Source organism: Brevundimonas faecalis (assembly GCF_040549405.1).
Classification (GTDB): Bacteria; Pseudomonadota; Alphaproteobacteria; order Caulobacterales; family Caulobacteraceae; genus Brevundimonas; species Brevundimonas faecalis.
Genome location: NZ_JBEPTF010000003.1, coordinates 350,698 through 371,853, shown reverse-complemented (window position 1 = coordinate 371,853; position 21,156 = coordinate 350,698). Strand labels below are relative to the sequence as shown.

Annotated in this window: 19 protein-coding genes and 1 tRNA gene; 9 read left to right on the top strand and 11 right to left on the bottom strand. The window is 68.2% G+C overall.

The window, feature by feature from the left end:
- Positions 1 to 13: 13 nt before the first annotated feature.
- The gene (locus ABIE19_RS12740) at positions 14 to 1,744 is read left to right on the top strand and encodes a cytochrome c biogenesis protein DipZ (RefSeq protein WP_354089563.1); all 1,731 of its coding nucleotides are present in this window, start codon (positions 14 to 16) and stop codon (positions 1,742 to 1,744) included.
- Here the strand turns inward: ABIE19_RS12740 and recO are convergent.
- From recO to ABIE19_RS12710, 6 genes are read right to left on the bottom strand one after another with little or no spacing between them, the layout of a single operon-like run.
- A complete protein-coding gene (recO, locus tag ABIE19_RS12735) occupies positions 1,741 to 2,472 on the bottom strand; it encodes a DNA repair protein RecO (protein WP_354089562.1) in 732 nt (243 codons plus the stop codon). The two genes, ABIE19_RS12740 and recO, sit on opposite strands and share 4 nt — an antisense overlap.
- A complete protein-coding gene (locus tag ABIE19_RS12730; RefSeq protein ID WP_354089561.1) occupies positions 2,472 to 2,939 on the bottom strand; it encodes a nuclear transport factor 2 family protein in 468 nt (155 codons plus the stop codon). The genes recO and ABIE19_RS12730 overlap by 1 nt, the downstream gene beginning before the upstream one ends.
- Before the next feature lie 47 nt (positions 2,940 to 2,986).
- A complete protein-coding gene (locus tag ABIE19_RS12725) occupies positions 2,987 to 3,742 on the bottom strand; it encodes an ABC transporter ATP-binding protein (protein ID WP_354089560.1) in 756 nt (251 codons plus the stop codon).
- Positions 3,739 to 4,719 carry a FecCD family ABC transporter permease gene (locus tag ABIE19_RS12720; RefSeq protein ID WP_354089559.1) on the bottom strand — a complete coding sequence of 327 codons (981 nt, stop codon included), beginning with the start codon at positions 4,717 to 4,719 and terminating at the stop codon, positions 3,739 to 3,741. The genes ABIE19_RS12725 and ABIE19_RS12720 overlap by 4 nt, the downstream gene beginning before the upstream one ends.
- Positions 4,716 to 5,525, bottom strand: a complete 810-nt coding sequence (locus ABIE19_RS12715; protein ID WP_354089558.1) for an ABC transporter substrate-binding protein — start codon at positions 5,523 to 5,525, stop codon at positions 4,716 to 4,718. Before ABIE19_RS12715 ends, ABIE19_RS12720 begins: the two co-directional genes overlap by 4 nt.
- Positions 5,522 to 6,154, bottom strand: a complete 633-nt coding sequence (locus ABIE19_RS12710) for a TetR/AcrR family transcriptional regulator (RefSeq protein WP_354089557.1) — start codon at positions 6,152 to 6,154, stop codon at positions 5,522 to 5,524. The genes ABIE19_RS12715 and ABIE19_RS12710 overlap by 4 nt, the downstream gene beginning before the upstream one ends.
- Before the next feature lie 120 nt (positions 6,155 to 6,274).
- On the opposite strand from ABIE19_RS12710, the gene ABIE19_RS12705 reads away from it, so the two are divergent.
- The 3 genes from ABIE19_RS12705 to ABIE19_RS12695 are packed head-to-tail and all read left to right on the top strand — an operon-like array spanning position 6,275 to position 9,406.
- Positions 6,275 to 7,690, top strand: a complete 1,416-nt coding sequence (locus ABIE19_RS12705; RefSeq protein ID WP_354089556.1) for a glycosyltransferase — start codon at positions 6,275 to 6,277, stop codon at positions 7,688 to 7,690.
- Between the two features lie 16 nt (positions 7,691 to 7,706).
- A complete protein-coding gene (locus ABIE19_RS12700; RefSeq protein ID WP_354089555.1) occupies positions 7,707 to 8,603 on the top strand; it encodes an RsmD family RNA methyltransferase in 897 nt (298 codons plus the stop codon).
- The gene (locus ABIE19_RS12695) at positions 8,603 to 9,406 is read left to right on the top strand and encodes a TrmH family RNA methyltransferase (protein WP_354089554.1); all 804 of its coding nucleotides are present in this window, start codon (positions 8,603 to 8,605) and stop codon (positions 9,404 to 9,406) included. Before ABIE19_RS12700 ends, ABIE19_RS12695 begins: the two co-directional genes overlap by 1 nt.
- On the opposite strand, the gene ABIE19_RS12690 is transcribed toward ABIE19_RS12695, so the two are convergent.
- Positions 9,403 to 10,056: a dioxygenase family protein gene (locus tag ABIE19_RS12690; RefSeq protein WP_354089553.1), complete on the bottom strand. Its 654-nt coding sequence runs from the start codon at positions 10,054 to 10,056 to the stop codon at positions 9,403 to 9,405. The two genes, ABIE19_RS12695 and ABIE19_RS12690, sit on opposite strands and share 4 nt — an antisense overlap.
- 58 nt (positions 10,057 to 10,114) lie before the next feature.
- Here ABIE19_RS12690 and ABIE19_RS12685 point away from each other — a divergent pair, with 58 nt between their 5' ends.
- Entirely contained in the window at positions 10,115 to 10,663 is a 549-nt protein-coding gene (locus ABIE19_RS12685; RefSeq protein WP_354089552.1) for a cytochrome b, read from the top strand.
- On the opposite strand, the gene ABIE19_RS12680 is transcribed toward ABIE19_RS12685, so the two are convergent.
- Together ABIE19_RS12680 and hrpB are read right to left on the bottom strand one after the other, a co-directional pair.
- Positions 10,660 to 11,946 carry an MFS transporter gene (locus tag ABIE19_RS12680; protein ID WP_354089551.1) on the bottom strand — a complete coding sequence of 429 codons (1,287 nt, stop codon included), beginning with the start codon at positions 11,944 to 11,946 and terminating at the stop codon, positions 10,660 to 10,662. The genes ABIE19_RS12685 and ABIE19_RS12680 overlap by 4 nt on opposite strands.
- 65 nt (positions 11,947 to 12,011) lie before the next feature.
- Positions 12,012 to 14,447 (bottom strand): ATP-dependent helicase HrpB, encoded by a 2,436-nt coding sequence (gene hrpB / locus ABIE19_RS12675; RefSeq protein ID WP_354089696.1) that lies wholly within the window; start codon positions 14,445 to 14,447, stop codon positions 12,012 to 12,014.
- Between the two features lie 157 nt (positions 14,448 to 14,604).
- Between hrpB and ABIE19_RS12670 the strand changes: the two genes are divergently transcribed.
- Both ABIE19_RS12670 and ABIE19_RS12665 read left to right on the top strand, forming a co-directional pair.
- Positions 14,605 to 16,263, top strand: coding sequence for an amino acid permease (locus ABIE19_RS12670; protein WP_354089550.1), 1,659 nt, complete (start codon positions 14,605 to 14,607; stop codon positions 16,261 to 16,263).
- A 192-nt stretch (positions 16,264 to 16,455) separates the two neighbouring features.
- Positions 16,456 to 16,540 (top strand) — tRNA-Leu (locus ABIE19_RS12665).
- Positions 16,541 to 16,544: 4 nt separating this feature from the next.
- On the opposite strand, the gene ABIE19_RS12660 is transcribed toward ABIE19_RS12665, so the two are convergent.
- A complete protein-coding gene (locus ABIE19_RS12660) occupies positions 16,545 to 17,369 on the bottom strand; it encodes an NAD(P)H-hydrate dehydratase (RefSeq protein WP_354089549.1) in 825 nt (274 codons plus the stop codon).
- Between the two features lie 119 nt (positions 17,370 to 17,488).
- On the opposite strand from ABIE19_RS12660, the gene ABIE19_RS12655 reads away from it, so the two are divergent.
- Both ABIE19_RS12655 and glnA read left to right on the top strand, forming a co-directional pair.
- Positions 17,489 to 17,827 carry a P-II family nitrogen regulator gene (locus tag ABIE19_RS12655; RefSeq protein ID WP_292082843.1) on the top strand — a complete coding sequence of 113 codons (339 nt, stop codon included), beginning with the start codon at positions 17,489 to 17,491 and terminating at the stop codon, positions 17,825 to 17,827.
- 68 nt (positions 17,828 to 17,895) lie between these two features.
- Positions 17,896 to 19,305 carry a type I glutamate--ammonia ligase gene (gene glnA / locus ABIE19_RS12650; protein WP_354089548.1) on the top strand — a complete coding sequence of 470 codons (1,410 nt, stop codon included), beginning with the start codon at positions 17,896 to 17,898 and terminating at the stop codon, positions 19,303 to 19,305.
- 131 nt (positions 19,306 to 19,436) lie between these two features.
- On the opposite strand, the gene pyrG is transcribed toward glnA, so the two are convergent.
- Complete coding sequence (gene pyrG, locus ABIE19_RS12645; protein ID WP_354089547.1) at positions 19,437 to 21,089, bottom strand: CTP synthase; 1,653 nt, start codon at positions 21,087 to 21,089, stop codon at positions 19,437 to 19,439.
- Between the last annotated feature and the right edge of the window lie 67 nt (positions 21,090 to 21,156).

Genomic DNA, 21,156 nt, shown 5'->3' with positions numbered 1-21,156 from the left:
AGAGAACGACGCCATGCTTCTGATCCTGCTGTCCTATCTGGCCGGGGCGCTGACCATTCTCAGCCCCTGCATCCTGCCGGTCCTGCCCTTCGTGTTTGCGCGCGCCGGCCAGCCCTTCGTCAGAAGCGGCCTGCCCCTGCTGTTGGGCATGGCCCTGACCTTCGCGGGGGTGGCGACGCTGGCGGCGGTCGGCGGCGGCTGGGCGGTGCAGGCCAATCAGGTCGGGCGCTGGATCGCCCTGGCCGTCATGGCGGTGCTGGGACTGACCCTGGTGTTTCCGCCGCTGGCGGACCGGCTGACGCGGCCTCTGGTGGCGCTCGGTTCGCGTCTGACGGAGAAGGCCAGCGCGGAACAGCAGTCCGGCGGGGGCGTCTGGCCCTCCTTCCTGCTGGGCGTGGCCACGGGCCTGCTGTGGGCGCCGTGCGCCGGGCCGATCCTGGGGCTGATCCTGACCGGCGCGGCGCTGCAAGGGGCCGGCGTCGGCACGACCCTGTTGCTGCTCGCCTACGCCGCCGGGGCCGCGACCTCCCTGGCCCTGGCCCTGCTGATCGGCGGCAAGGTGTTTCATGCGATGAAGACGTCGCTGGGCGTCGGCGAATGGGTGCGAAAGGGCCTGGGCGTGCTGGTCCTGATCGGCGTCGCCGTCATTGCCCTGGGCCTCGACACTGGCCTGCTGACCCGGCTGTCGAGCGGCGGCGCCAACCGCATCGAACAGAGCCTGCTCAGCCGCTTTGGCGCAGGCCAGCCGATGAACACTCCATCTGCGCCGCTGAACGCCCTGCCCGTCGAAGGGCTGATGCCGCCGCTGACCGGGGCGACCGAGTGGATCAACAGTCCGCCCCTGAGCACTGAGCAGTTGCGCGGCAAGGTGGTGCTGGTCGACTTCTGGACCTACTCCTGCATCAACTGCGTGCGGACCATTCCCTACGTCCGCGCCTGGGCCGAAAAGTATCGCGATCAGGGCCTGGTGGTGATCGGGGTCCATACGCCCGAGTTCGCCTTCGAGAAATCGCCCGCCAATGTTCGCGACGCCATGCGCCGCTTCGGCATCACCTACCCGGTCGCGATGGACAACGACTTCGCCATCTGGCGCGCCTTCCAGAACAACTACTGGCCCGCCCACTACTTCATCGACGCCAAGGGGAACATCCGTTACCACCACTTCGGCGAGGGCGACTACGAACACTCCGAGCGGGTCATCCAGCAGCTTCTGAAAGAGGCCGGCGCCGCCGATGTCGATCAGGCCGTGGTCCAGGTACGCGGTCAGGGCGCCGAGGCCGCCGCCGACATGGCCGGGATCGGATCGCCCGAAACCTATGTCGGCTACGCCCGCGCCGAGAACTTCGTCTCGCCCGACGGCTTTGATTTCGACGCACGCAAGACCTATGCGGCCGCCCCCTTGAAACTGAACGACTGGAGCCTGTTCGGCGACTGGATCGTGCGCGCCGAACACGCCGACCTGCAGACGGCGGGCGGACGGCTGGCCTTCCGTTTCAAGGCTCGCGACCTGCATCTGGTCATGGGGCCCAGCAGCACGGGCAGGCCCGTACGCTTCCGCGTCCGTATCGACGGTCAGGCGCCGGGCGTCGACGCAGGCGTGGACATCGACGCCCAGGGCATGGGCCGGGTCGACAACCAGCGCCTCTATCAGTTGGTGCGCCAGTCCGGCGGCGCGCGCGAACGAACCTTCGAGATCGAGTTCCTCGACCCTGGGGTTCAGGTCTTCGCCTTCACCTTCGGCTAGAGCCTTCCCGCCTCGCCCAGCTTGTCGATCATCCAGACCCGCGCGGGCGGCAGCGGCTTGTTCAGGACGTGGAAGACGAACTGCTCCAGGAAGTGGCCGGTCAGGTCCAGCCCCGCCTTCACGTCGCCTTCGCCCAGGCCCGCCTGGGCCCCCAGCATGAAGGGCGGCAGGGGCAACAGCTTGTCGGCGTAGGGCGCGCCGGCGTCGCGGCTAACCGCGCGGCCGGTCCTGGGGCTGACCCAGACCAGATCGTCCATCGACCCCGTGGAAGCGCACCGCGACAGGTCGAGGCCGAAGCCGAGATTCTCCAGCAGGCCCGCCTCGAACCGCACGAATATGGCGGGCCAGACCTCGGGCACGGCGAAGGCGGTCATCAGGGCCTCGAAGGCGTAGAAGGCGCCCGGATGCGGTTCGCGTTCCGGCAGGGCGCCCTGGGCCACCGCCGCCGCCGCGCTGAGGCCAGTCAGGGCCAGGGGATCGTCGAACAGGGCGGCCGGCCCCTCGCCCACCGGCTCCAGTCGCGCCGAACCCAGTTGATCAGATGTCCGCGCGCGCAGTTCCGCGACCACCTTGGCGCCGGGCTGCAGGAAGGGCCGCATGCGACGCGATGCGCCTCCGGCCACATAGGCCGCGCGACGGCCGTGCTGCTCGGTCAGCAGTTCGACGACCGCTCCCGTATCCCCGTGCGCCCGCGCCGACAGGACGAAGGCTTCGTCCTCCACCTCCATCAGTCGGCCTGCTTGATCACGCCGACCACGGCGCGCGACTTCTCGTTCGGAACGGCGAAGCTGAGGACGTACTGCTCGATCTTCCAGCCCTGGTCCGTCAGGCGCAGCACGCCCGATCCGCGCGTGGTCCCATAGGCGTCGTTGTCCAGCACCTCGTCGAACCAGGCGATGCAGCGGCATTCGATCGGGGCCATGCTCACCGTCCGGCTCACCGGTCGATAGGTCCAGCCCTTTCCTTGCGAGAAATAGGGCATGGCGTAGGCTCTGAATTCCGGCAGGCTCCAGCGTTCCGTCGCATCCGTGCCGATGAAGCGCGCGTCCGGCGTGAAGCTGTCGAAATAGGCCGCGCCGTTCGCCGCCGAGGCCGCCGCATGCATGCCGTCCAGCACGCGCTCGACCGGCGCGGTCTCTGTCTCCACGGGCGACTCGACGGAAGAGGTCAGCAACATCAGGGCGGCGATGATCATGGGGATGTTCTAGTCCTGTTCTCGCTCATGCGAAAGCGCCGAAACCTCTACAGGCGTCGCGCCGCCAGCATCGGCCCGTCCAGGGCGTCCAGCCAGACGGCGTCCAGCCGGAAGGTCTTCTTCAGAACGGTGGGCGACAGGGCCTGGGTCGGCGGACCGTCCGCCGCGACCCGCCCCTCATCCAGCACCACGATCCGATCAGCGATCCGCGCGGCCAGCGTCAGGTCGTGCAGGCTGACCAGCACCCCGCCGCCCGCGTCCGCCCGCGTCCGCAGCCTTTCCAGCACCAGCAACTGGGCGTCCGGATCCAGGCCGGCGATGGGTTCGTCCGCGACCAGCAGCGGCGCCTGGACCGTCAAGGCCCGCGCAAGCAGGACCCGCGCCCGCTCTCCGCCCGACATCTCAGCCACCCCGCGATCCGCCAGATGCCCGGCGTCCACCTCGTCCAGAGCGGCGCGCGCGCGGGCCAGGGCCTCGCCACCCGACAGGAAGGGCGCGCCCAAGGCCGCCAGTTCGACCGCCGGCAGGTTCCAGGCCACGTGCCGTTCCTGCGGCAGATAGGCCGCCCGCGCCCCGCGTTCGCGTTCGGACAGACGCCTGACGTCCTGTCCGCCCAGTCGGGCGACGCCGTCACTGAGCGGGGCCAGGCCCAGGGCGGCGCGCACCGCGCTGGACTTGCCCGCCCCGTTCGGGCCGCACAGGGCCACCAGCTCGCCGGCCGCGACCGACAGGCTGACGTCCTTCAGGACCGTCTGGCCCCCAACGCGGACCTCGGCCCGTTCCAGTTGCAGCAGGGCGCTCACAGCCGCCACTCCCGCGCCGCGCGCCAGGCGATCAGGGCGAATAGGGGCGCGCCGACCAGGGCGGTGAACACACCCAGTTTCAGCTCCTGGTCCGTCGGAACCAGCCGCGCCGCCAGATCCGCCAGCATCAGCATCAGCCCGCCCGCCAGGGCGGAGGGCGCCAGAAGTCGTCCGGGATCGCCCCGCACCGCCGCCCGCACGAGGTGGGGCGCGGCCAGGCCGACGAAGCCGATCACGCCCGCCACCGCTACCGCCGCACCCGCGGCCACGGCCGTGGCTAACAGAGCCAGGATCCGCATCCGCCCCATGGACAGGCCCGACGCCCGCGCCGCCTCCTCGCCCAAGGTCAGCATCCGAAGACCGGGCGCGGCCCGCCAGGCCAGGAAGGCCGCAACGGCCAGGGCCGGCGCGACCCAGGCGACGTCGATCCAGCTTCGGTTCTGCACGGAGCCCAGCAGCCAGTTCATCACCTCGGCCGAGGCGATCGGCGACGGCGACAGGTTGAAGATCAGGGCGGTCAGGGCGCCGGCGAAGCTGGACAGGGCCACGCCGAACAGGATCAGGGCCTCCGGCGCCCGCACCCGCGCCGCCACGGCGATCAGAACCAGTCCCGACAGGGCGGCGCCGATCAGAGCCGCGCCCTCGACGACGCCGGGCACGGCCGCCGCGCCCAGGACGATGGCGCCCGCCGCCGCCATGGCCGCCGTCGCCGAAACGCCCAGCACGCCCGGATCGGCCAGGGGATTGCGCAACAGCCCCTGCATCACCGCCCCCGACAGGCCCAGGGCCGCCCCGACCAGCAGGGCGCAGATCGCTCGCGGCGCCCGCACCTGCCACAGCACCTCTCCAGGTCCGGACAGGGGATGGCTCAGCGCCTGCCCGTACTGGGCGCTCGACAAGGCGGTTTCGCCCATGAGGACGGCTGCGACGGCGGCGACCGCGACGGCGAGAACCAGGCCGAGGTTCAGCCCCCTCATCGACCCGTCTCCTTGCGCGCCGCATCGGCCAGTTGCGCCGACGCGTCGGCCGCGAACCAGGCCGGGCACCCCAAGGCCGCCGGCGGCAGGTCCGTCACCGTCCGTCCGCGCGCCGCACGACTGACAACCGGATGCCGCCCAGGCCCTCGCCAGTCGCTGCGCCACAGGTTGAAGAAGCCCCGAACGAACAGGGCCGGCGCCTGCAGGGCGATCTGCTCGACCCCCAGCGGCTGAAACCCCGGCGCGCGGGTTCCATTGCGAAATCCGGCCGCCTTCAGCATGGCGTCGATCAGGGTTCCCGATCCGCTGGTGTAGCCGCCGGGCGTGACATAGACGGCCTCGCGCCCGCGTCCGCCCCCGGCCGCCTGCGCCAGTCGGCGATCCATATGCCGGATCAGAGCGTCGCCGCGTTTCACCTGCCCCAGGCCCGTCGAAACCTTGCGCAGGTTCGCCCGGACTCCGGCCATGTCCGTGGCGTCCTCGATGGTCAGAACCCGGGTTCCGCGCCGTTCCAACGCGGCCAGCAGGCGCGGCTCTCCGCCCCAGTAGCGCACGACGACATCAGGTCGAAAGCCGCTGGCCGCCTCCAGGGTCGGCCGCACCCGCGCCCGGCCTCGCGCCGCCTCGCGCAGCCAGGCGTCCGGATCGTCGGCGCGCGGCGACAGGGCCAGTTCCGCCTCAGGCGCCAAGGCTAGGACATATTGATCCGCGCATTGATCCAACGACATGACGCGCAAGGGCCCGGCCTCCGCCAGACCCGGCGTCGCCGACAACAGCACCGCCGCAGCCCCCGCCCAGGCCTTCACGACTTCAGAAGTCCCGCGAACAGGGCGTCCAGCAGGGTTCGCGTCAGCGTGTCCCGATCGGCCCATTCGAAATAGGGCTTGGTGATCCGCAAGGAGACCAGGCCATGCCCCGCCGCCCAGATGGACTGGGCCACAGCCTGCGGATCGCCCTGAATTCGGCCCGCGGTCACGGCTTCCTCGACCACGGCCGCAAAGGCGCGGAACAGCTCATGCCCCGTTTCCTGCGCCACCGACTGCGCGCCTTCCTGGGCTTCGATGGGTCGGGTCAGATAGGTCAAGCGATAGGCGTTGGGATGCTCGAAGCCGAACTGGATATAGGCCTCGACCATCCGGCGCAGCCGCACTTCCGGCGGCTGATCCTCGCTCAGCAGGTTGCGGTGTCCCTCGATCAGGTTCTCGAACGTGCCGCGGCAGATCTCGTGCAGCATCTCGCTCTTGTCGGCGAAATGCATGTAGAGCGCCGTCGAGGAGAGCCCGACCTCGTCCGCGATCTTGCGGATGGTGGCGCCCTCATAGCCGTGCTCGACGAAGATGCGTTCGGCCGCCGCCAGTATCTCGGCGCGCCGCTCATGGCCTTCGCCCTTGGGCTTCCGAGCCGATCGCGGCGTAGGGATCGTGGCGCCAGACAATCCGAGACTCCATCACTGTCGATCTCCTGAATAGCGGGCCGGCGCGAAATCGCCAATCGCTTGCAACTGAAAGAACATTGATACAGAAATGCGCCCTTCATCGGCAGGCGGGGGGCCTGGATGCATGGACGCCTGAAAACAAGGCCTGACTTCGCCTTCAACGCCCGGCGCACCGCGACCGGCGGCCAACTGACGATCCTGCTTCTTCTTCTGATCGGCGAGCTCGCCGCCTTCGTCTTCCTGCCCGGCGCGGATCGGGTGTTCGCCATCCTGATCCAGTTCAGCTTCCTGATCGTCATGGTCTGGCGGCTGGCGATTCTCCGGGCCAGCCGTACTCGACCTCCGACCATGCCGCTCGATGAAGCTCCGCGCCGCCGCTACTCCGTCATCGTCGCCCTCTATGACGAAGCCGAGGTCCTGCCCCAACTGGTCGAACGCCTGTCGCGCATCGACTATCCCGTGGATCTGCTGGACGGCTATCTGGCGCTGGAAGCGCGAGACGAGGCCACCATCGCTGCGGCCCGCGCCCTGGACCTGCCGTCCTGGCTTCAGGTCCTGGTTGTGCCGCCGGGCCGGCCGTCAACCAAGCCTCGCGCCCTCAACCACGCCCTGTCGCGGATCAAGGGCGACTTCGTCACCATCTATGACGCCGAGGACGATCCCGACCCGCTGCAACTGCGTGAAGCCGCCGCCCGCTTCGCCGCCGAGGACGAGACCCTGGCCTGCCTTCAGGCGCCCTTGCGCATTCGCGGCCGTCAGGGCGGCAAGAAGCCCTCCCCCTTCCTCGACCGTCAGTTCGCGGCGGAATACGCCGCCCTGTTCGAGATCGCCCTGCCCGCCCTGGCGCGCATGGGCCTGCCCTTTCCTCTGGGCGGGACCAGCAACCACTTCCGCGTGTCGGCCTTGCGCGCCATGGGCGGCTGGGACGCCTGGAACGTGACCGAGGACGCCGATCTCGGTTTCCGCGTCTGGCGCAGAGGGTGGCGCATGGGCGTCCTGACCCGCCCGACCTATGAAACCCCGCCGGGTCCCCTCTTTCTGTGGTTGCCACAGCGCACGCGCTGGCTGAAGGGATATATGCAGACGATCATGGTCCACACCCGCACCTTCGACGGTATGGGTTGGCGCGGCTGGTGGGCGGTGCTGATGACCCTAGGCGCGGCGCTCTCAGCCGCCGCCGTTCACGCCTTCGCCGTGTCCTGGGTCATGCTGGCCTTCCTTTTCGCCGCCATGGCGCAGCAGCCGCCGCAGACGCCCTGGACCGGCGTGGCCGTTCTCACGGGCGGGGCGGCGACGGCCGTGCTCACAACCCTGGTCGGCGCGCGCAGGGCTGGCGTTCCCTACGGCTGGAAGGACATGCTGGGCGCGCCCGTCTACTGGTCCCTGCTGACCCTGGCGTTCGGCCATGCCTTCATCCGGTTGATCTTCGAGCCCCATCGCTGGGACAAGACCCCGCACGCCCCCGACCTGCCCGCAAATGAAATCCTGCCGGAGACCGGGGCTCTGATCGCCGACTCTGGACGAACAGCCGCCTGAGCGCCTATCAGCGCGCATGGCCCCGGTTCTCTCCTCCACGCCCGAAACCCTCGTCACGCGCGGGTGGTCGGACTACGCCCTTCTGGACAGCGGCGACGGCCGCAAGCTGGAGCGCTACGGCCGCTACACCGTCGTGCGGCCGGAACCCCAGTGCTTCTGGAAGGCCCATGCCGAAGGCGCGTTCGAGAGCGCCAACGCCATGTTCGATCCGCAGCAGGAGGAAGAAGATTCCGGCCGCTGGCGCTTCGACAGGCACGGACCGATCGACGCCTTCCCCCTGCAATGGCGCGACGTGCGCTTCATGGGCCGGTTCACGCCCTTCCGCCACCTGGCTTTCTTCCCGGAACAGGCGGCCAACTGGGAATGGCTGGACGCCCGCGTCCGCACCCTGAAGCAGCCGAAGATCCTGAACCTGTTCGGCTACACCGGCGTGGCCAGCCTGGCCTGTTCGACGGCGGGCGCACACGTCACCCACGTCGACGCCTCCAAGAAGTCCGTCGCCTACGCCCGCGAGAACGCAGAGCTTTCAGGCCTGGCCGACCGTCCGATCCGCTGGATCGTCGAGGACGCCCGCAAGTTCGTGGCCCGCGAAGTCCGTCGCGGCAGCAAGTACGACGGCGTCATCCTGGACCCGCCGAAATACGGACGCGGCGCCAACGGCGAGGTCTGGCGCCTGTTCGAGGACATGCCGGGTCTGCTGAAGGACTGCGCCGCCCTCTTGTCCGACGACGCCTCCTTCCTGCTGCTGAACGCCTATGCGGCGCGGATTTCCGGACTGTCGCTGGCCCATATGATGGCCGAGGCGACGCATGATCGCGGCGGGCGCATCGACTGGGGCGAACTGGCCCTGTCCGAGGACGGCAAGGACGCGCGGGCCATCGGCCTGTCCTTCTTCGCCAGATGGAGCGCCTGATGTCCGAACGCCTCATCACCTCCCTGACCAACGACACCATCAAGTCGGTCCGCGCCCTGCACATGCGCAAGGAGCGCGAAGCGACCGGCCGCTTCCTGGCCGAAGGGCTGAAATTCATCGGCGAAGCCCTGGATCAGGGCCGCGCCCCGGTCATGCTGCTGGTGGGCGACGAGGCCCGGCCTCACCCCCTGCTGGATCGCGCCAAGGCCGAGACGAGGAAGGCCGGCGGCCAGATCATCGTCGTCACCCACGCCATCCTCGAAAAGATCAGCCGCCGCGACAATCCGCAGACGGTGCTGGGCGTGTTCGAACAGGTCTACACGCCGCTGAACGCCATCCAGCCCGACGCCAAGCCCTGCTGGGTGGCGCTGGAGCAGGTGCGCGATCCCGGCAACCTGGGCACCATCATCCGCACGGCGGACTCGGCCGGGTGCGGCGGGGTCATCCTGATCGGCGACTGCGTCGACCCCTTCTCGGTCGAGGCGGTGCGGGCCACCATGGGCTCGGTCTTCGCCGTGACCGTCAGCAGGGCGACGCGCGAGGAATTCCTGGCCTGGCGCGCGAAATGGCCGGGCAGCGTCATCGGCACCCGCCTGGACGCGACACACGGCTATCGCGACAGCCCGGTTCGTTATCCGGCCCTGATCCTGATGGGCAATGAACAGGCAGGCCTGACCGACGAACTGGCCGCCGCCTGCGACCTGAACGTCAAGATTCCGATGCGCGGACGGGCCGACAGCCTGAACCTGGCCGTGGCCACGGGGATCATGGTCTATGCCGTGACGGACGCCGCCCCCGCCTAGGCGGGATGCGTCTCCAGCCGGATGTCGCGCACCGCCGTCCAGCCCGACGCCGCGTTTCCGCCCAACCGAATAATGCCGGATCCGCCACGCAGCTCCTGCCTGGCGCGATAGGCGTCATCGACGCGAAACTCCCCTTCGAAGACGACGTCGTCGATATAATAGGGCGGTCTGCCGGGCTCCTGGATGAAGAGGTGCACGTGCGCCGGTCCTGTCCGGTCCGGATAGGGCGCAGGCTTGATGGTGTCGAACAGGTAGTCGCCGTCGGCGTTGGTGCGCGCCCAACCGCGTAGACGACCATGTCTCCGGCTCCACTCTGTCTCGCTTGAGCCGTCGGCGTAGAGACCCTCAGCGTTGGTGTGGTGAGCGTAGATGACGACGCCGGACTTCGGCGTGACGCCGTCCGACTCATAAACTCTTCCCGACAGACGCATGCGCTCGCCGGGCTCTTGCGGTCCCGCCAGGACGACCGACCAGGACAGATCGCCCGGGTTCCGCTCCCCGGTCGCCTCACAGCCTTCGCAGGCATAGAGATTCGGGCGCGCCTTTTCCTTCGGCCCGACGACGACGGCGCGGTCGCGCGAACAGGCCGAGGAGGACACAAAGGCCCCCGCCAGTCCCGCGACGACAAAGCTTCTTCTGCCCCAGGCCATGGTCCCGCACCCTTCCGTCGAGAACGGAAATATATCAGGTTCGCGAGGGAGGAGAAGCATGCCCCAAAGCCCGTCCCCGCGCACCTGGAACCGGATCGCCCAGATCCTGCACTGGACCACGGCCGCGATGATCCTGGGCCAGTTCGTCCTGGGCTGGCTCACTGAAAAAGCGCCGGACAGACAGGCGGAGTTCCTGTTCGGCCGCAGTCATTTCCAACTGGGCGTCTTGCTGGCGGGGCTGATCCTGATGCGACTGTTCTGGCGACTGAGCCACGCCGCGCCGCCTCCGCCGCCCGGCGAGCCGGCATGGCGACATGGGCTGGCTGCGACGGCGCATGGCCTCATCTATCTGGTCCTGATCATCCTGCCGATCAGCGGCTATGTCGTCTGGGTGCATATGCGCGAGCCCATGGACCTGTTCAGCCTCGTCGTGGTCCCGACCGTCTTCACGCCTTCGCCGGACGATGAAAGCCTGTGGTCCGGCGCCTGGTACGTGCACTTCTTCGCCGGTTGGATTCTGGCGGGGCTGGTCGCCCTGCACATCGCCGCCGCCCTCTATCACCAGTTCGTGCTGAAGGACGGACTTGTCCGTCGCATGCTGGACTAGGCCTCGCCCTCGGTCTTGATCCGGCTCATGCCGATCAGGGCCGCTATGGTCAGCAGGGCGGCTGTCGTCATATAGGCGCCGACCGCCGGCAGGCCGTGCTGCTGGGCCAGCCAGGTCGCGGCGTAGGGCGCAAGCGACGCCCCCAGGATTCCCGCCAGGTTGAAGGTCATGGACGCGCCCGTGTAGCGCACGGTCGTCGGGAAGGGCCGCGCCAGGGCCGTGCCCAGCGGGCCGTAGGTGCAGCCCATCAGGCTGAAGCCGATGATGAAGAAGGCTGCGATCCCGCCCATGCCGCCGCCGAACAGAGGCGCCAGGATCAGGCCGAACAGGGCGATGCCGACCGAGGCCGCCAGCAGGGTCCGTCCCTGCCCCCACCGATCCGCCGCCAGGGCGGACAGCGGAATGAACAGGCCGAAGAAGCAGACGCCCAGCAACTGGATCGGCAGGAATTGCTCGCGCGTATAGCCCATGGCCGTGGTGCCCCACCCCAGGGCGAAGACGGTCATCAGATAGAAGAGGACGAAGGTCGCCAGTCCGGCCAGGGTCCCGGTCAACAGCGCCCACTTGTGCCGAGAGATCAGGGTCAGGGCCGGCGTCTCCACCCGCTCGGCGCGGTCGACGGCGCGCTTGAACTCGGGCGTCTCGGTGATCTTCAGCCGCATCCACAGGCCGACGATGACCAACAGGGCGCTGGCGATGAAGGGGATGCGCCAGCCCCAGGCCATGAACTGGCTCTCGCTCATCACCTGGCCCAGGACGATGAAGCTGAGGGTCGACAGGATGAAGCCGATCGGCGCGCCCAGTTGCGGGAACATGCCGAACCAGGCCTTCTTGCCCGGCGGGGCGTTCTCTGTCGCCAGCAGGACCGCTCCGCCCCACTCGCCGCCCAGGCCCAGCCCCTGGCCGAACCGGCACAGGGCCAGCAGCAGGGGCGCGATCACCCCGACCGAATGCCAGGTCGGCAGCAGGCCGATGGCGATGGTCGACAACCCCATGGTCATCAGGGCCGCCACCAGGGTCGCCTTGCGCCCGACCCGGTCGCCGAAATGGCCGAAGACCACGGCTCCGATCGGCCGAGCGAAGAAGGCGATGGAGAAGGTGGCGAAGGACGACAGCATGGCCGTCATCCGGTCGCCGCCGGGGAAGAAGAGGTCCGGGAACACCAGAACCGCCGCCGTAGCGTAGATGTAGAAGTCGTAGAACTCGATCGTCGTGCCGATCAGGCTGGCGAACAGAACGCGCCGCTTGGAGGCGGACGGCGGTGAAACGGCGGCGTCGGTCACGCGAAATCCCTATGCTGGACGCACGATCATTGCGCCGCGCCGCATCAGGCCGTCAAGCGAACGGCTCAGGTTCCGCGCGGCTTGGCCCGGTTGGTCGCCGTCGCATTGGCCGGATCCTCCGGCCAGGGATGGCGCGGATAGCGCCCCCGCATCTCGCTGCGCACCGCCGCCCAGGATCCGGCCCAGAACCCCGGCAAATCCTTCGTCACCTGCACCGGTCGCCGCGCCGGCGACAGCAGGCTGAGCGTCAGGGGCGTGCGGCCGCCGCCGACGGTCGGATGGGTCTTCACGCCGAACAGTTCCTGCACCCTGATCTCGACGCGCGGCCCGCCCTCGGCGGCGTAGTCGATGCTCGCGCTGCCCAGGGGCGTGGTCAGGCGCGTCGGCGCCAGGTCGTCCAACCTGCGCTGCAGGTCCCATGGAATCAGGCCGCGCAGGGCTTCGGCCAGCTTGCCGTCGCCGATGTCGGCCAGGGACCGCGCCCCGTCCAGCAGGGGCCAGAGCCAGTCCTCTCGCGCGGCCATCAGACCGTCGGCCGAAACCTCGGGCCAGGCCTCGTCCAGCCCGCGCAGGAAGGCCAGCCGCGCCCGCAGCGCCCCCGCGTGCTCGCCCCAGTTCAGGGCGGATAGGCCGCCCGTCTCGATCTCCGACTTCAGCGCCGCCGTCATGGTCGCCCGATCCGGCGCGCCGACGACCTTTTCGTCCAGCACCAGGGCGCCGATGCGTCGGATGCGGCGGATCACCGGCTTGCCCGACGGTTCGCGCGCCAGCCGGTCCTCGATCTCGATCAGATGCGCCAGATCGGCTTCCAGCGTCGCGGCGTCCAGCCCCGCCGCCAGGCGGATGCGGTCGCGCGCATCCCCGCCGCCCAGTTCCGCCACGGCCAACCAGGGCGCGCGCGCCAGATGGTCCGTCGGTTCGATGAAGGCGCCGCGCCCCGAGGCCAGCAACACCTCCCCCGGCCTGCCCTTGGCGCGGGCGATGCGTTCGGGGAAGGCTTCGGCCAGCAACAGGCCCGCATCGACCTCGCCGTCGCTTCCACCGCCCGCCGCCCGCGCCCAGCGCTCGGCCAGTTTCATCGCGTCGCGACCGCGCGGCGCACGATCCCGCTCCAGCCCCTTCAGCCGATCATGCAGATCGACGCCGTTCCCGCCCAGCCCCGGCTCGCTGAGCACCGCCGCGATCTTCGCCCCGCCCAGGGCGTCGCCCTGATCCGAGGCGACGGCGACCATGTGGGCCAGGCGCGGCGCCAGGGGGATGCGGGTCAGCCGCCGTCCGTGCGGGCTCAAATCGCCCTTGGCGTCCAGCGCGCCCAGTCGCGTCAGCACCTTTCGCGCCTCTGCCATGGCCCCGGCAGGCGGCGGGTCCAGCAGGGCCAGCCCTTCGACCGACTTCGCGCCCCAGCGCGCCAGGTCAAGGGCGAAGGCGGTCAGGTCCGCCTCCTGAATCTCCGGTCGCTGATGGGCGACCAGGCCGCGGGTCTGTTCCTCGTCCCACAGGCGGTAGCAGACGCCGGGCTCGACCCGACCGGCGCGGCCGCGCCGCTGCTCGGCCGAGGATCGACTGACCTTGACCGTCGCCAACCGGGTCAGGCCGCTGGACGGTTCGAATCGCGGCACGCGCGACAGGCCGCCGTCGATGACGACGCGCACGCCTTCGATGGTCAGGCTGGTCTCGGCCACCGAGGTCGCCAGCACCACCTTGCGGCGGCCATGCGCGGCGGGTTCGATGGCGCGGTCCTGCTCGCCCTTGTCCAGCGCGCCATAGAGGGCGACGACGTCGACCGCCGGATCGCGCAGCCGCTCGTTCAGGCGCTGAACGGTGCGGTGAATCTCGCCCTGCCCCGGCAGGAAGGCCAGGATGGAACCGATCTCGTCATGCAGGGCCTGGACCACGGCCTTGGCCATGGCGTCCTCGAACCGCTCCACCGGATTGCGACCCAGGTAGCGGGTCTCGACCGGGAACATCCGCCCCTCGGCCTCGATGACGGGCGCGCCGTCGAGCAGGCGCGACACCCCCGCGATGTCGAGCGTCGCCGACATGACCAGCAGGCGCAGGTCGTCGCGCAGCACCGACTGGCTCTCGCGCGCCAGGGCCATGCCCAGATCCGCATCCAGGCTGCGCTCGTGGAATTCGTCGAACAGGACGGCGCCGACGCCTTCCAGCGCCGGGTCGTCCAGAATCATGCGGGTGAAGACGCCCTCCGTGACGACCTCGATTCGGGTGTCCGGGCCGATCCGGCTCTGCAGACGGGTGCGATAGCCGACGGTCCCGCCCGCCTTCTGGCCCAGGGTGGCCGCCATGCGATCCGCCGCGGCCCGCGCGGCCAAGCGACGCGGCTCCAGCACCAGCACCTTGCCGTCGCCCAGCCACGGCTGATCCAGCAGGGCCAGGGGCACGACCGTGGTCTTGCCCGCGCCCGGCGGCGCGGCCAGGACGACGGCCCCTGTCTGGGCCAAGGCCGCCTTCAGCGGCTCCAATACGGCGTGAATCGGCAACATCATCCTGCGCTCTAGCCGCAACGCCCGGGTTCACGAAAGCGTCGTCGGTTGTTCATCACGTCGAAACCGCGTTGCGCACGGCGCCCTTGATGATTAGCGTCCGCGCTCAAGAAGATGACCCGGGAGGGGTCGTCGCGTAGATTGGGGGCGCGACTTCATGTCCGCAAATGGCGTAAAGCCGGCCGGTAATCGGCTATTCCTTAAAAAATCCATCGGCCAGATCCAGAAGGAAGCCGCTAAGAGCGAGCTGAAACGGACCCTAGGCCCCATCAACCTCATGAGCCTGGGCATCGGCGCCATCATCGGCGCCGGCATCTTCGTTCTGACCGGCCAGGTCGCATCGGCCAACGCCGGTCCCGCGATCATGCTGTCCTTTGTCATCGCCGGCATCGCCTGCGCCCTGGCGGGCCTATGCTACGCCGAGTTGGCCTCGACCATGCCCGTTTCGGGTTCGGCCTACACCTACGCCTACGGCACCCTGGGCGAGGTCTTCGCCTGGATCATGGGTTGGCTGCTGGTGCTGGAATACGGCGTCGCGGCCTCGACCGTGGCGGTCGGCTGGTCCGGCTATGTGGTGTCGATCATGAATGACTTCGGCCTCAGCGCCAGTCTATTCCCGACAATAAGTTACGCAGGCGGCGAAGGCCCACAATGGGCGACCCCGCTTGTCCAGCTGGTGCAGTCGGCCGAAGGCGCGTCCTTCCCGATGACCGGCACCTTCAACCTGGTCGCGGCCGTCGGCATCGCCGCCGTCTGCGGCCTGCTGGTGCTGGGCGTGTCGGAATCGGCGAACATCAACAACGCCATCGTCGTCATCAAGATCATCGTCCTGCTGACCTTCATCGCGGTCGGCGTCCAGTACATCAACCCGGACAACTGGCACCCCTTCATCCCTGAACCCACCGGCCAGGCCGGTCAGTTCGGCGTCGGCGGCATCTTCCGCGGCGCGGCCATCATCTTCTTCGCCTACGTCGGCTTCGAAGCCGTCTCGACCGCCGCGGCCGAAGCCAAGAACCCGTCGAAGGACGTGCCGATCGGCATCCTGGGCGCCCTGTTCGTCTGCACCCTGATCTACATGGCCGTCGCCGCCGTCATGACGGGCGTCGTGCCCTACCTGGAGCTGGCCTCGCCCGCCCCGATCGCCGTCGCCATCGACCGCATGGGCCTGGAATGGGCCAATGTGCCGCTGGCCTCTTCGCCGAGCGGTCAACTGAATCTGATCGCCTTCCTGATCAAGATCGGCGCCATCACCGGCCTGTCCTCGGTCATGCTGGTGCTCTGCTACGGCCAGACGCGCGTCTTCTACACCATGGCCCGCGACGGCCTGCTGCCGAAGGCCTTCGCCAAGGTCCACCCGAAGTTCCGCACGCCCTGGATCGGCACCATCGTCCTGGGCATCCTGATCGCCATCGCGGCGGCCTTCCTGCCCATCTCCATCCTGGGCGACCTGGTGTCGCTGGGCACGGCCACGGCCTTCGCCATCGTCTGCCTGTCGGTCATCGTCCTGCGCGTGAAGCACCCGGAGATGGAGCGTCCGTTCAAGGTTCCGGGCGGCATCGTCACCGCCGTCCTGGGCATCTGCGCCTGCCTGTTCCTGGCCAGCCAGAACCTGATCCCCATGTTCCAGCATGCGGCCGAGGACAATCCCCTGCCCCTGATGCTGCTGGGCGGCTATGCGGCCATCGGCGCCGTCATCTACGCCGCCTACGGCTTCTGGCACTCCAAGCTGGCCAAGGGCATCGACATCACCGAGGACGCCACGCTGGAATCGGCCGTGGAAGCTCTCGGCCACGGCGTCGACAACAAGAAGGACTGATCCTCAGTTTCTGCTCACGGCCTCAAGCAGCGCGAAACGCAGTAGGCCAAACAACGGCCTCAAGCAGCGCGAAGCGCGGTAGGCCAAAAAACAAAGAAGGCCCCGGAGAAATCCGGGGCCTTTTTCATGTCCGCGCACCGCTTGCCGGTTGCCTGATCTCTCGCCCTCGCCTACAGGCTTCAGCCTACCTATGCGGATGTGGCGGAACTGGTAGACGCACCAGATTTAGGTTCTGGCGCCGAGAGGCGTGGAGGTTCGAGTCCTCTCATCCGCACCAGGCTTCAACGCCCGTACAGATCAACCAGCACCGCCGGGATCAGCTCCGGCAGGTCCTCCGCGATCAGGCCCGGTCCGAACCGGTTCGCCGCATCCGAATGCATCCAGACCGCCGCGCATGCTGCGTCGAAGCTGTCCATGTGCTGGGCCAGCAGGCCGCCGATCATCCCCGCCAGGACGTCTCCGCTGCCCGCCGTCGCCAGCCAGGGCGAGCCATTGCCGTTGACGACCCGACGACCGTCCGGCGCGGCGACGACGGTCTCAAAGCCCTTCAGCACCACCACGGCGCCGGCCCGCGCCGCCGCCTCGGTCGCGGCGACGTCTCGGCCCTGAGCCAGAAGACCGGGAAACAGGCGCTCGAACTCGCCCTCGTGCGGGGTCAGGACGTCGTCCCGATCCAGACAGGCGAACAGGTCGCTGGGTCGATCCTTGAACAGGGTCAGGGCGTCGGCGTCGATGACCAGGGCGGCCCCCGTCCGCCCCAGGGCCGCGACATTGGCGGCCGTCGCCTCCGTCAGGCCGGCGGCCGGGCCGATCACCACGGCGTCCATCGGCTGGGCCAGGCTCGCCAGTTGATCGGCGGAAGAAAAGCTCGCCAGCATCACCGCCTCCAGCGCCGGAGCCAGGACGCCGACGGCGTCCGGAGGACAGAAGACCTTCACCAGCCCGGCTCCGATTCTCAGCCCGGCGCGCGCCGACAGTCGCGCCGCCCCGGTCGAAAGCGGCCCGCCGGACACCACGCCCAGCCGGCCGCGCACATGCTTGTGCGCCTCCGCTCCGGGCCGGGGCAGGCTTTGCAGCCAGTTCGAGGAATCGTTCACAGGAGTCATCGCCGAAATCCGTTCACGGAGGGCCTTGGGAGACGAAAATTGCTTGCCTTATTGTGCAATGCAATGTCCCTTTAGCTCCCGAGCGTCGGACCAACCACGGACCCGGCTCGGGACTCGCCATGAAAAAGATCGAAGCCGTCATCAAGCCGTTCAAGCTGGATGAAGTTAAGGATGCGCTCCAGGACATCGGGGTGCAGGGCATGACCGTGCTGGAAGCCAAGGGATACGGCCGCCAGAAGGGTCACTCCGAACTTTACCGCGGCGCCGAATACGTCATCGACTTTCTGCCCAAGATCAAGATCGAGGTCGTGGTGGCCGACGATCTGGCGCCGGCGGTCATCGACGCCATCCAGACGGCGGCCCGCACGGGCAAGATCGGCGACGGCAAGATCTTCGTCTCCTCGCTCGAAGACGTGATCCGCATCCGCACCGGCGAAACCGGCGCACAGGCTATCTGACTCACCACGGCCGTCCCTTCCGGGCGGCCGCTTTTCGTTCTCCTCCCCTAGCCCACAGGACCCGTGCCATGAGCACCGCCCAGAAGATCCTTCAAGAGATCAAGGACAAGGACGTCCAGTACGTCGATCTTCGCTTCACCGACACGCGCGGCAAGCTCCAGCACGTGACCTTCGACATCGACCTGGTCGACGAAGAACTGCTGGAAGAAGGCACCATGTTCGACGGTTCGTCGATCGCGGGCTGGAAGACGATCAACGAGTCCGACATGCTGCTGAAGCCGGACCTGTCGTCGGCCTATGTCGACCCCTTCTATCAACAGACGACCCTGTGCCTGTTCTGCGACGTGCTGAACCCCGACACGGCCGAGCCCTACAACCGCGACAGCCGCTCCATGTCGAAGAAGGCCCTGGCCTATGTCCAGTCGTCGGGCGTGGGCGACACCGTCTTCTTCGGCCCGGAAGCCGAGTTCTTCATCTTCGACGACGTGCGCTGGAACACCGCCTCACACAACACCGGCTACAGCTTCGATTCCGTCGAGCTGCCGGCCAATACGGGCGCTGAATACGCCGAGGGCAACCTGGGCCACCGCCCGGGGCCGAAGGGCGGCTACTTCCCGGTCAACCCGGTCGACTCGGGCCAGGACCTGCGCGGCGAAATGCTGGGCGTGATGAAGGACCTGGGCATGGACCCGGAAAAGCATCACCACGAAGTGGCTCCGGCCCAGCACGAACTGGGCCTGAAGTTTAGCGACCTGCTGACCATGGCCGACCGGATGCAGCTGTATAAGTACGTGATCCACAACGTGGCCCACGCCTACGGCAAGACCGCGACCTTCATGGCCAAGCCCATGTTCGGCGACAACGGCTCGGGCATGCACGTCCACATGTCGATCTGGAAGGACGGCAAGCCCCAGTTCGCCGGCGACAAGTACGCCGGCCTGTCGCAGGAGTGTCTGTGGTACATCGGTGGCATCATCAAGCACGCCAAGGCCATCAACGCCTTCGCCAACTCCACCACCAACTCCTACAAGCGCCTGGTGCCCGGCTATGAAGCCCCGGTGAAGCTGGCCTATTCCGCCCGCAACCGTTCGGCCTCCATCCGCATTCCGCACGTCTCCTCGCCCAAGGCCAAGCGTATCGAGGCCCGCTTCCCCGATCCGATGGGCAACCCCTACCTGACCTTCGTGGCCCTGCTGATGGCAGGTCTGGACGGCATCGAGAACCGCATCGATCCGGGCGCCGCCGCCGACAAGAACCTCTACGATCTGCCGCCGGAAGAGCGCGGCTCTATCCCCGAGGTCGCCGGCTCGCTGAAGGAGGCCCTGGACGCCCTGGACGCCGACCGCGCCTTCCTCAAGAAGGGCGGCGTCATGGATGACGACTTCATCGACAGCTACATCACGCTGAAGATGGAAGAGGTCGCCCGCCTGCAGTTGCACCCGCATCCGGTCGAGTTCGACATGTACTACAGCTGCTGATCCACGGATCAGGCTGAAGATAAGGGCGCCGGACGGAAACGTCCGGCGCCTTTTTCATGCGGCCTGCGGCCAAACAAAAACGCCCGACGCTGTGCGCGCCGGGCGTTTGTCTGTTCAGGTCGTCGAGCGCTTCAGACGAGACGGCTCTGCACCAGGGCGGCGCCGATGAAGCTGGCGAACAGGGGATGCGGCTTGAATGGACGGCTGCGGTATTCCGGGTGGTACTGGACCCCGATGAACCAGGGATGGTCCTCGCGCTCCACCGTCTCGGGCAGGACGCCGTCGGGCGACAGGCCGGCGAAGACCAGACCCGCCTTCTCCTCGATCGTCTCGCGATAGTTGATGTTCACCTCGTAGCGGTGACGGTGGCGCTCGCTGATCTCGGTCGCGCCGTAGATCTCGGCGATCTTCGATCCCGCCTTCAGCGTAGAGGCGTAGGCGCCCAGGCGCATGGTGCCGCCCAGGTCGCCGCCCTGCTGACGCAGGACGCGCTGGTTGCCCTGAGTCCATTCGGTCATCAGGCCCACGACGGGTTCCTCCGCCGGGCCGAACTCGGTCGAGGTCGCCTTGGGGAAGCCGGCCAGGTTCCGCGCCGCCTCAATCACCGCCATCTGCATGCCGAAGCAGATGCCGAAATAGGGAATCTTGCGCTCGCGGGCGAAGCGGGCCGCCTCGATCTTGCCCTCGGCCCCGCGCTCGCCGAAGCCGCCCGGCACCAGGATGGCGTGGGCGCCTTCCAGACGCTCGGCGCAGGCCTGGGGGTCGCCCTCGAAGGTGTCGGCCTCGACCCAGTCGATGTTGACCTTGACGTTGTTGGCCACGCCGCCGTGCTGCAGGGCCTCGATCAGCGACTTATAGGCGTCCTTCAGGACCGTGTACTTGCCGACCACGGCGATGGTGACTTCGCCGTCCGGATGCAGGCGGCGGCGCACGATCTCGGTCCAGCTGGCCAGATCAGGCTCCGGCGCGTCGTTCAGACCGAAGTGGGTCAGGACCTGGGTGTCCAGACCCTCGGCGTGATAGTCCAGCGGCACGGCGTAGATGTCAGCCGAATCCATGGCCTGGATGACGCTGTCGGGCCGCACGTTGCAAAACTGGGCGATCTTGCGCTTTTCGTCCGCCGGGATCGGCTGCTCGCAACGGCACAACAAGATGTCGGGCTGGATGCCGATGGAGCGCAGTTCCTTGACGGAGTGCTGCGTCGGCTTGGTCTTCATCTCGCCGGCGGTCTTGATGAAGGGCAGCAGGGTCAGGTGCATGAAGCAGGACTGGCCGCGCGGCAGGTCCTGGCCCAACTGGCGGATCGCCTCGAAGAAGGGCAGGCCTTCGATGTCGCCGACGGTGCCGCCGATCTCGACCAGGACGAAGTCCACATCCTCGCCCGCGTCGGTCTTGGCCGGGCTCAGGCAGAACTGCTTGATCTGGTCGGTGACGTGCGGAATGACCTGGACGGTCGCGCCCAGATAGTCGCCGCGACGCTCCTTCTCCAGGATGGTCGAATAGATGCGGCCCGTCGTGACGTTGTCAGAGCGCGCGGCCGAAACCCCGGTGAAGCGCTCATAGTGGCCTAGGTCCAGGTCCGTCTCGGCGCCGTCGTCGGTCACGAAGACCTCGCCGTGCTGATAGGGGCTCATGGTGCCCGGATCGACGTTGAGATAGGGATCCAGCTTGCGCAGACGGACCTTGTAACCGCGCGCCTGAAGCAGGGCGCCGAGGGCGGCTGAAGCGAGGCCTTTTCCAAGCGAAGAAACCACGCCGCCGGTGATGAACACATATCGAGGCATGGGCGGGAACCTTACTCCATGATTCGCGGCGGGGACATGACCCGCCGCGAACAACTGTTGATCAAAA

Coding starts and splice junctions, on each gene's coding strand:
- ABIE19_RS12740 (WP_354089563.1), top strand. CDS start 14: ATGCTTCTGATCCTGCTGTCCTATCTGGCCGGGGCGCTGACCATTCTC.
- recO (WP_354089562.1), bottom strand. CDS start 2,472: ATGGAGGTGGAGGACGAAGCCTTCGTCCTGTCGGCGCGGGCGCACGGG.
- ABIE19_RS12730 (WP_354089561.1), bottom strand. CDS start 2,939: ATGATCATCGCCGCCCTGATGTTGCTGACCTCTTCCGTCGAGTCGCCC.
- ABIE19_RS12720 (WP_354089559.1), bottom strand. CDS start 4,719: ATGAGGGGGCTGAACCTCGGCCTGGTTCTCGCCGTCGCGGTCGCCGCC.
- ABIE19_RS12705 (WP_354089556.1), top strand. CDS start 6,275: ATGCATGGACGCCTGAAAACAAGGCCTGACTTCGCCTTCAACGCCCGG.
- ABIE19_RS12700 (WP_354089555.1), top strand. CDS start 7,707: ATGGCCCCGGTTCTCTCCTCCACGCCCGAAACCCTCGTCACGCGCGGG.
- ABIE19_RS12695 (WP_354089554.1), top strand. CDS start 8,603: ATGTCCGAACGCCTCATCACCTCCCTGACCAACGACACCATCAAGTCG.
- ABIE19_RS12690 (WP_354089553.1), bottom strand. CDS start 10,056: ATGGCCTGGGGCAGAAGAAGCTTTGTCGTCGCGGGACTGGCGGGGGCC.
- ABIE19_RS12685 (WP_354089552.1), top strand. CDS start 10,115: ATGCCCCAAAGCCCGTCCCCGCGCACCTGGAACCGGATCGCCCAGATC.
- hrpB (WP_354089696.1), bottom strand. CDS start 14,447: ATGTTGCCGATTCACGCCGTATTGGAGCCGCTGAAGGCGGCCTTGGCC.
- ABIE19_RS12670 (WP_354089550.1), top strand. CDS start 14,605: ATGTCCGCAAATGGCGTAAAGCCGGCCGGTAATCGGCTATTCCTTAAA.
- ABIE19_RS12660 (WP_354089549.1), bottom strand. CDS start 17,369: ATGACTCCTGTGAACGATTCCTCGAACTGGCTGCAAAGCCTGCCCCGG.
- ABIE19_RS12655 (WP_292082843.1), top strand. CDS start 17,489: ATGAAAAAGATCGAAGCCGTCATCAAGCCGTTCAAGCTGGATGAAGTT.
- glnA (WP_354089548.1), top strand. CDS start 17,896: ATGAGCACCGCCCAGAAGATCCTTCAAGAGATCAAGGACAAGGACGTC.
- pyrG (WP_354089547.1), bottom strand. CDS start 21,089: ATGCCTCGATATGTGTTCATCACCGGCGGCGTGGTTTCTTCGCTTGGA.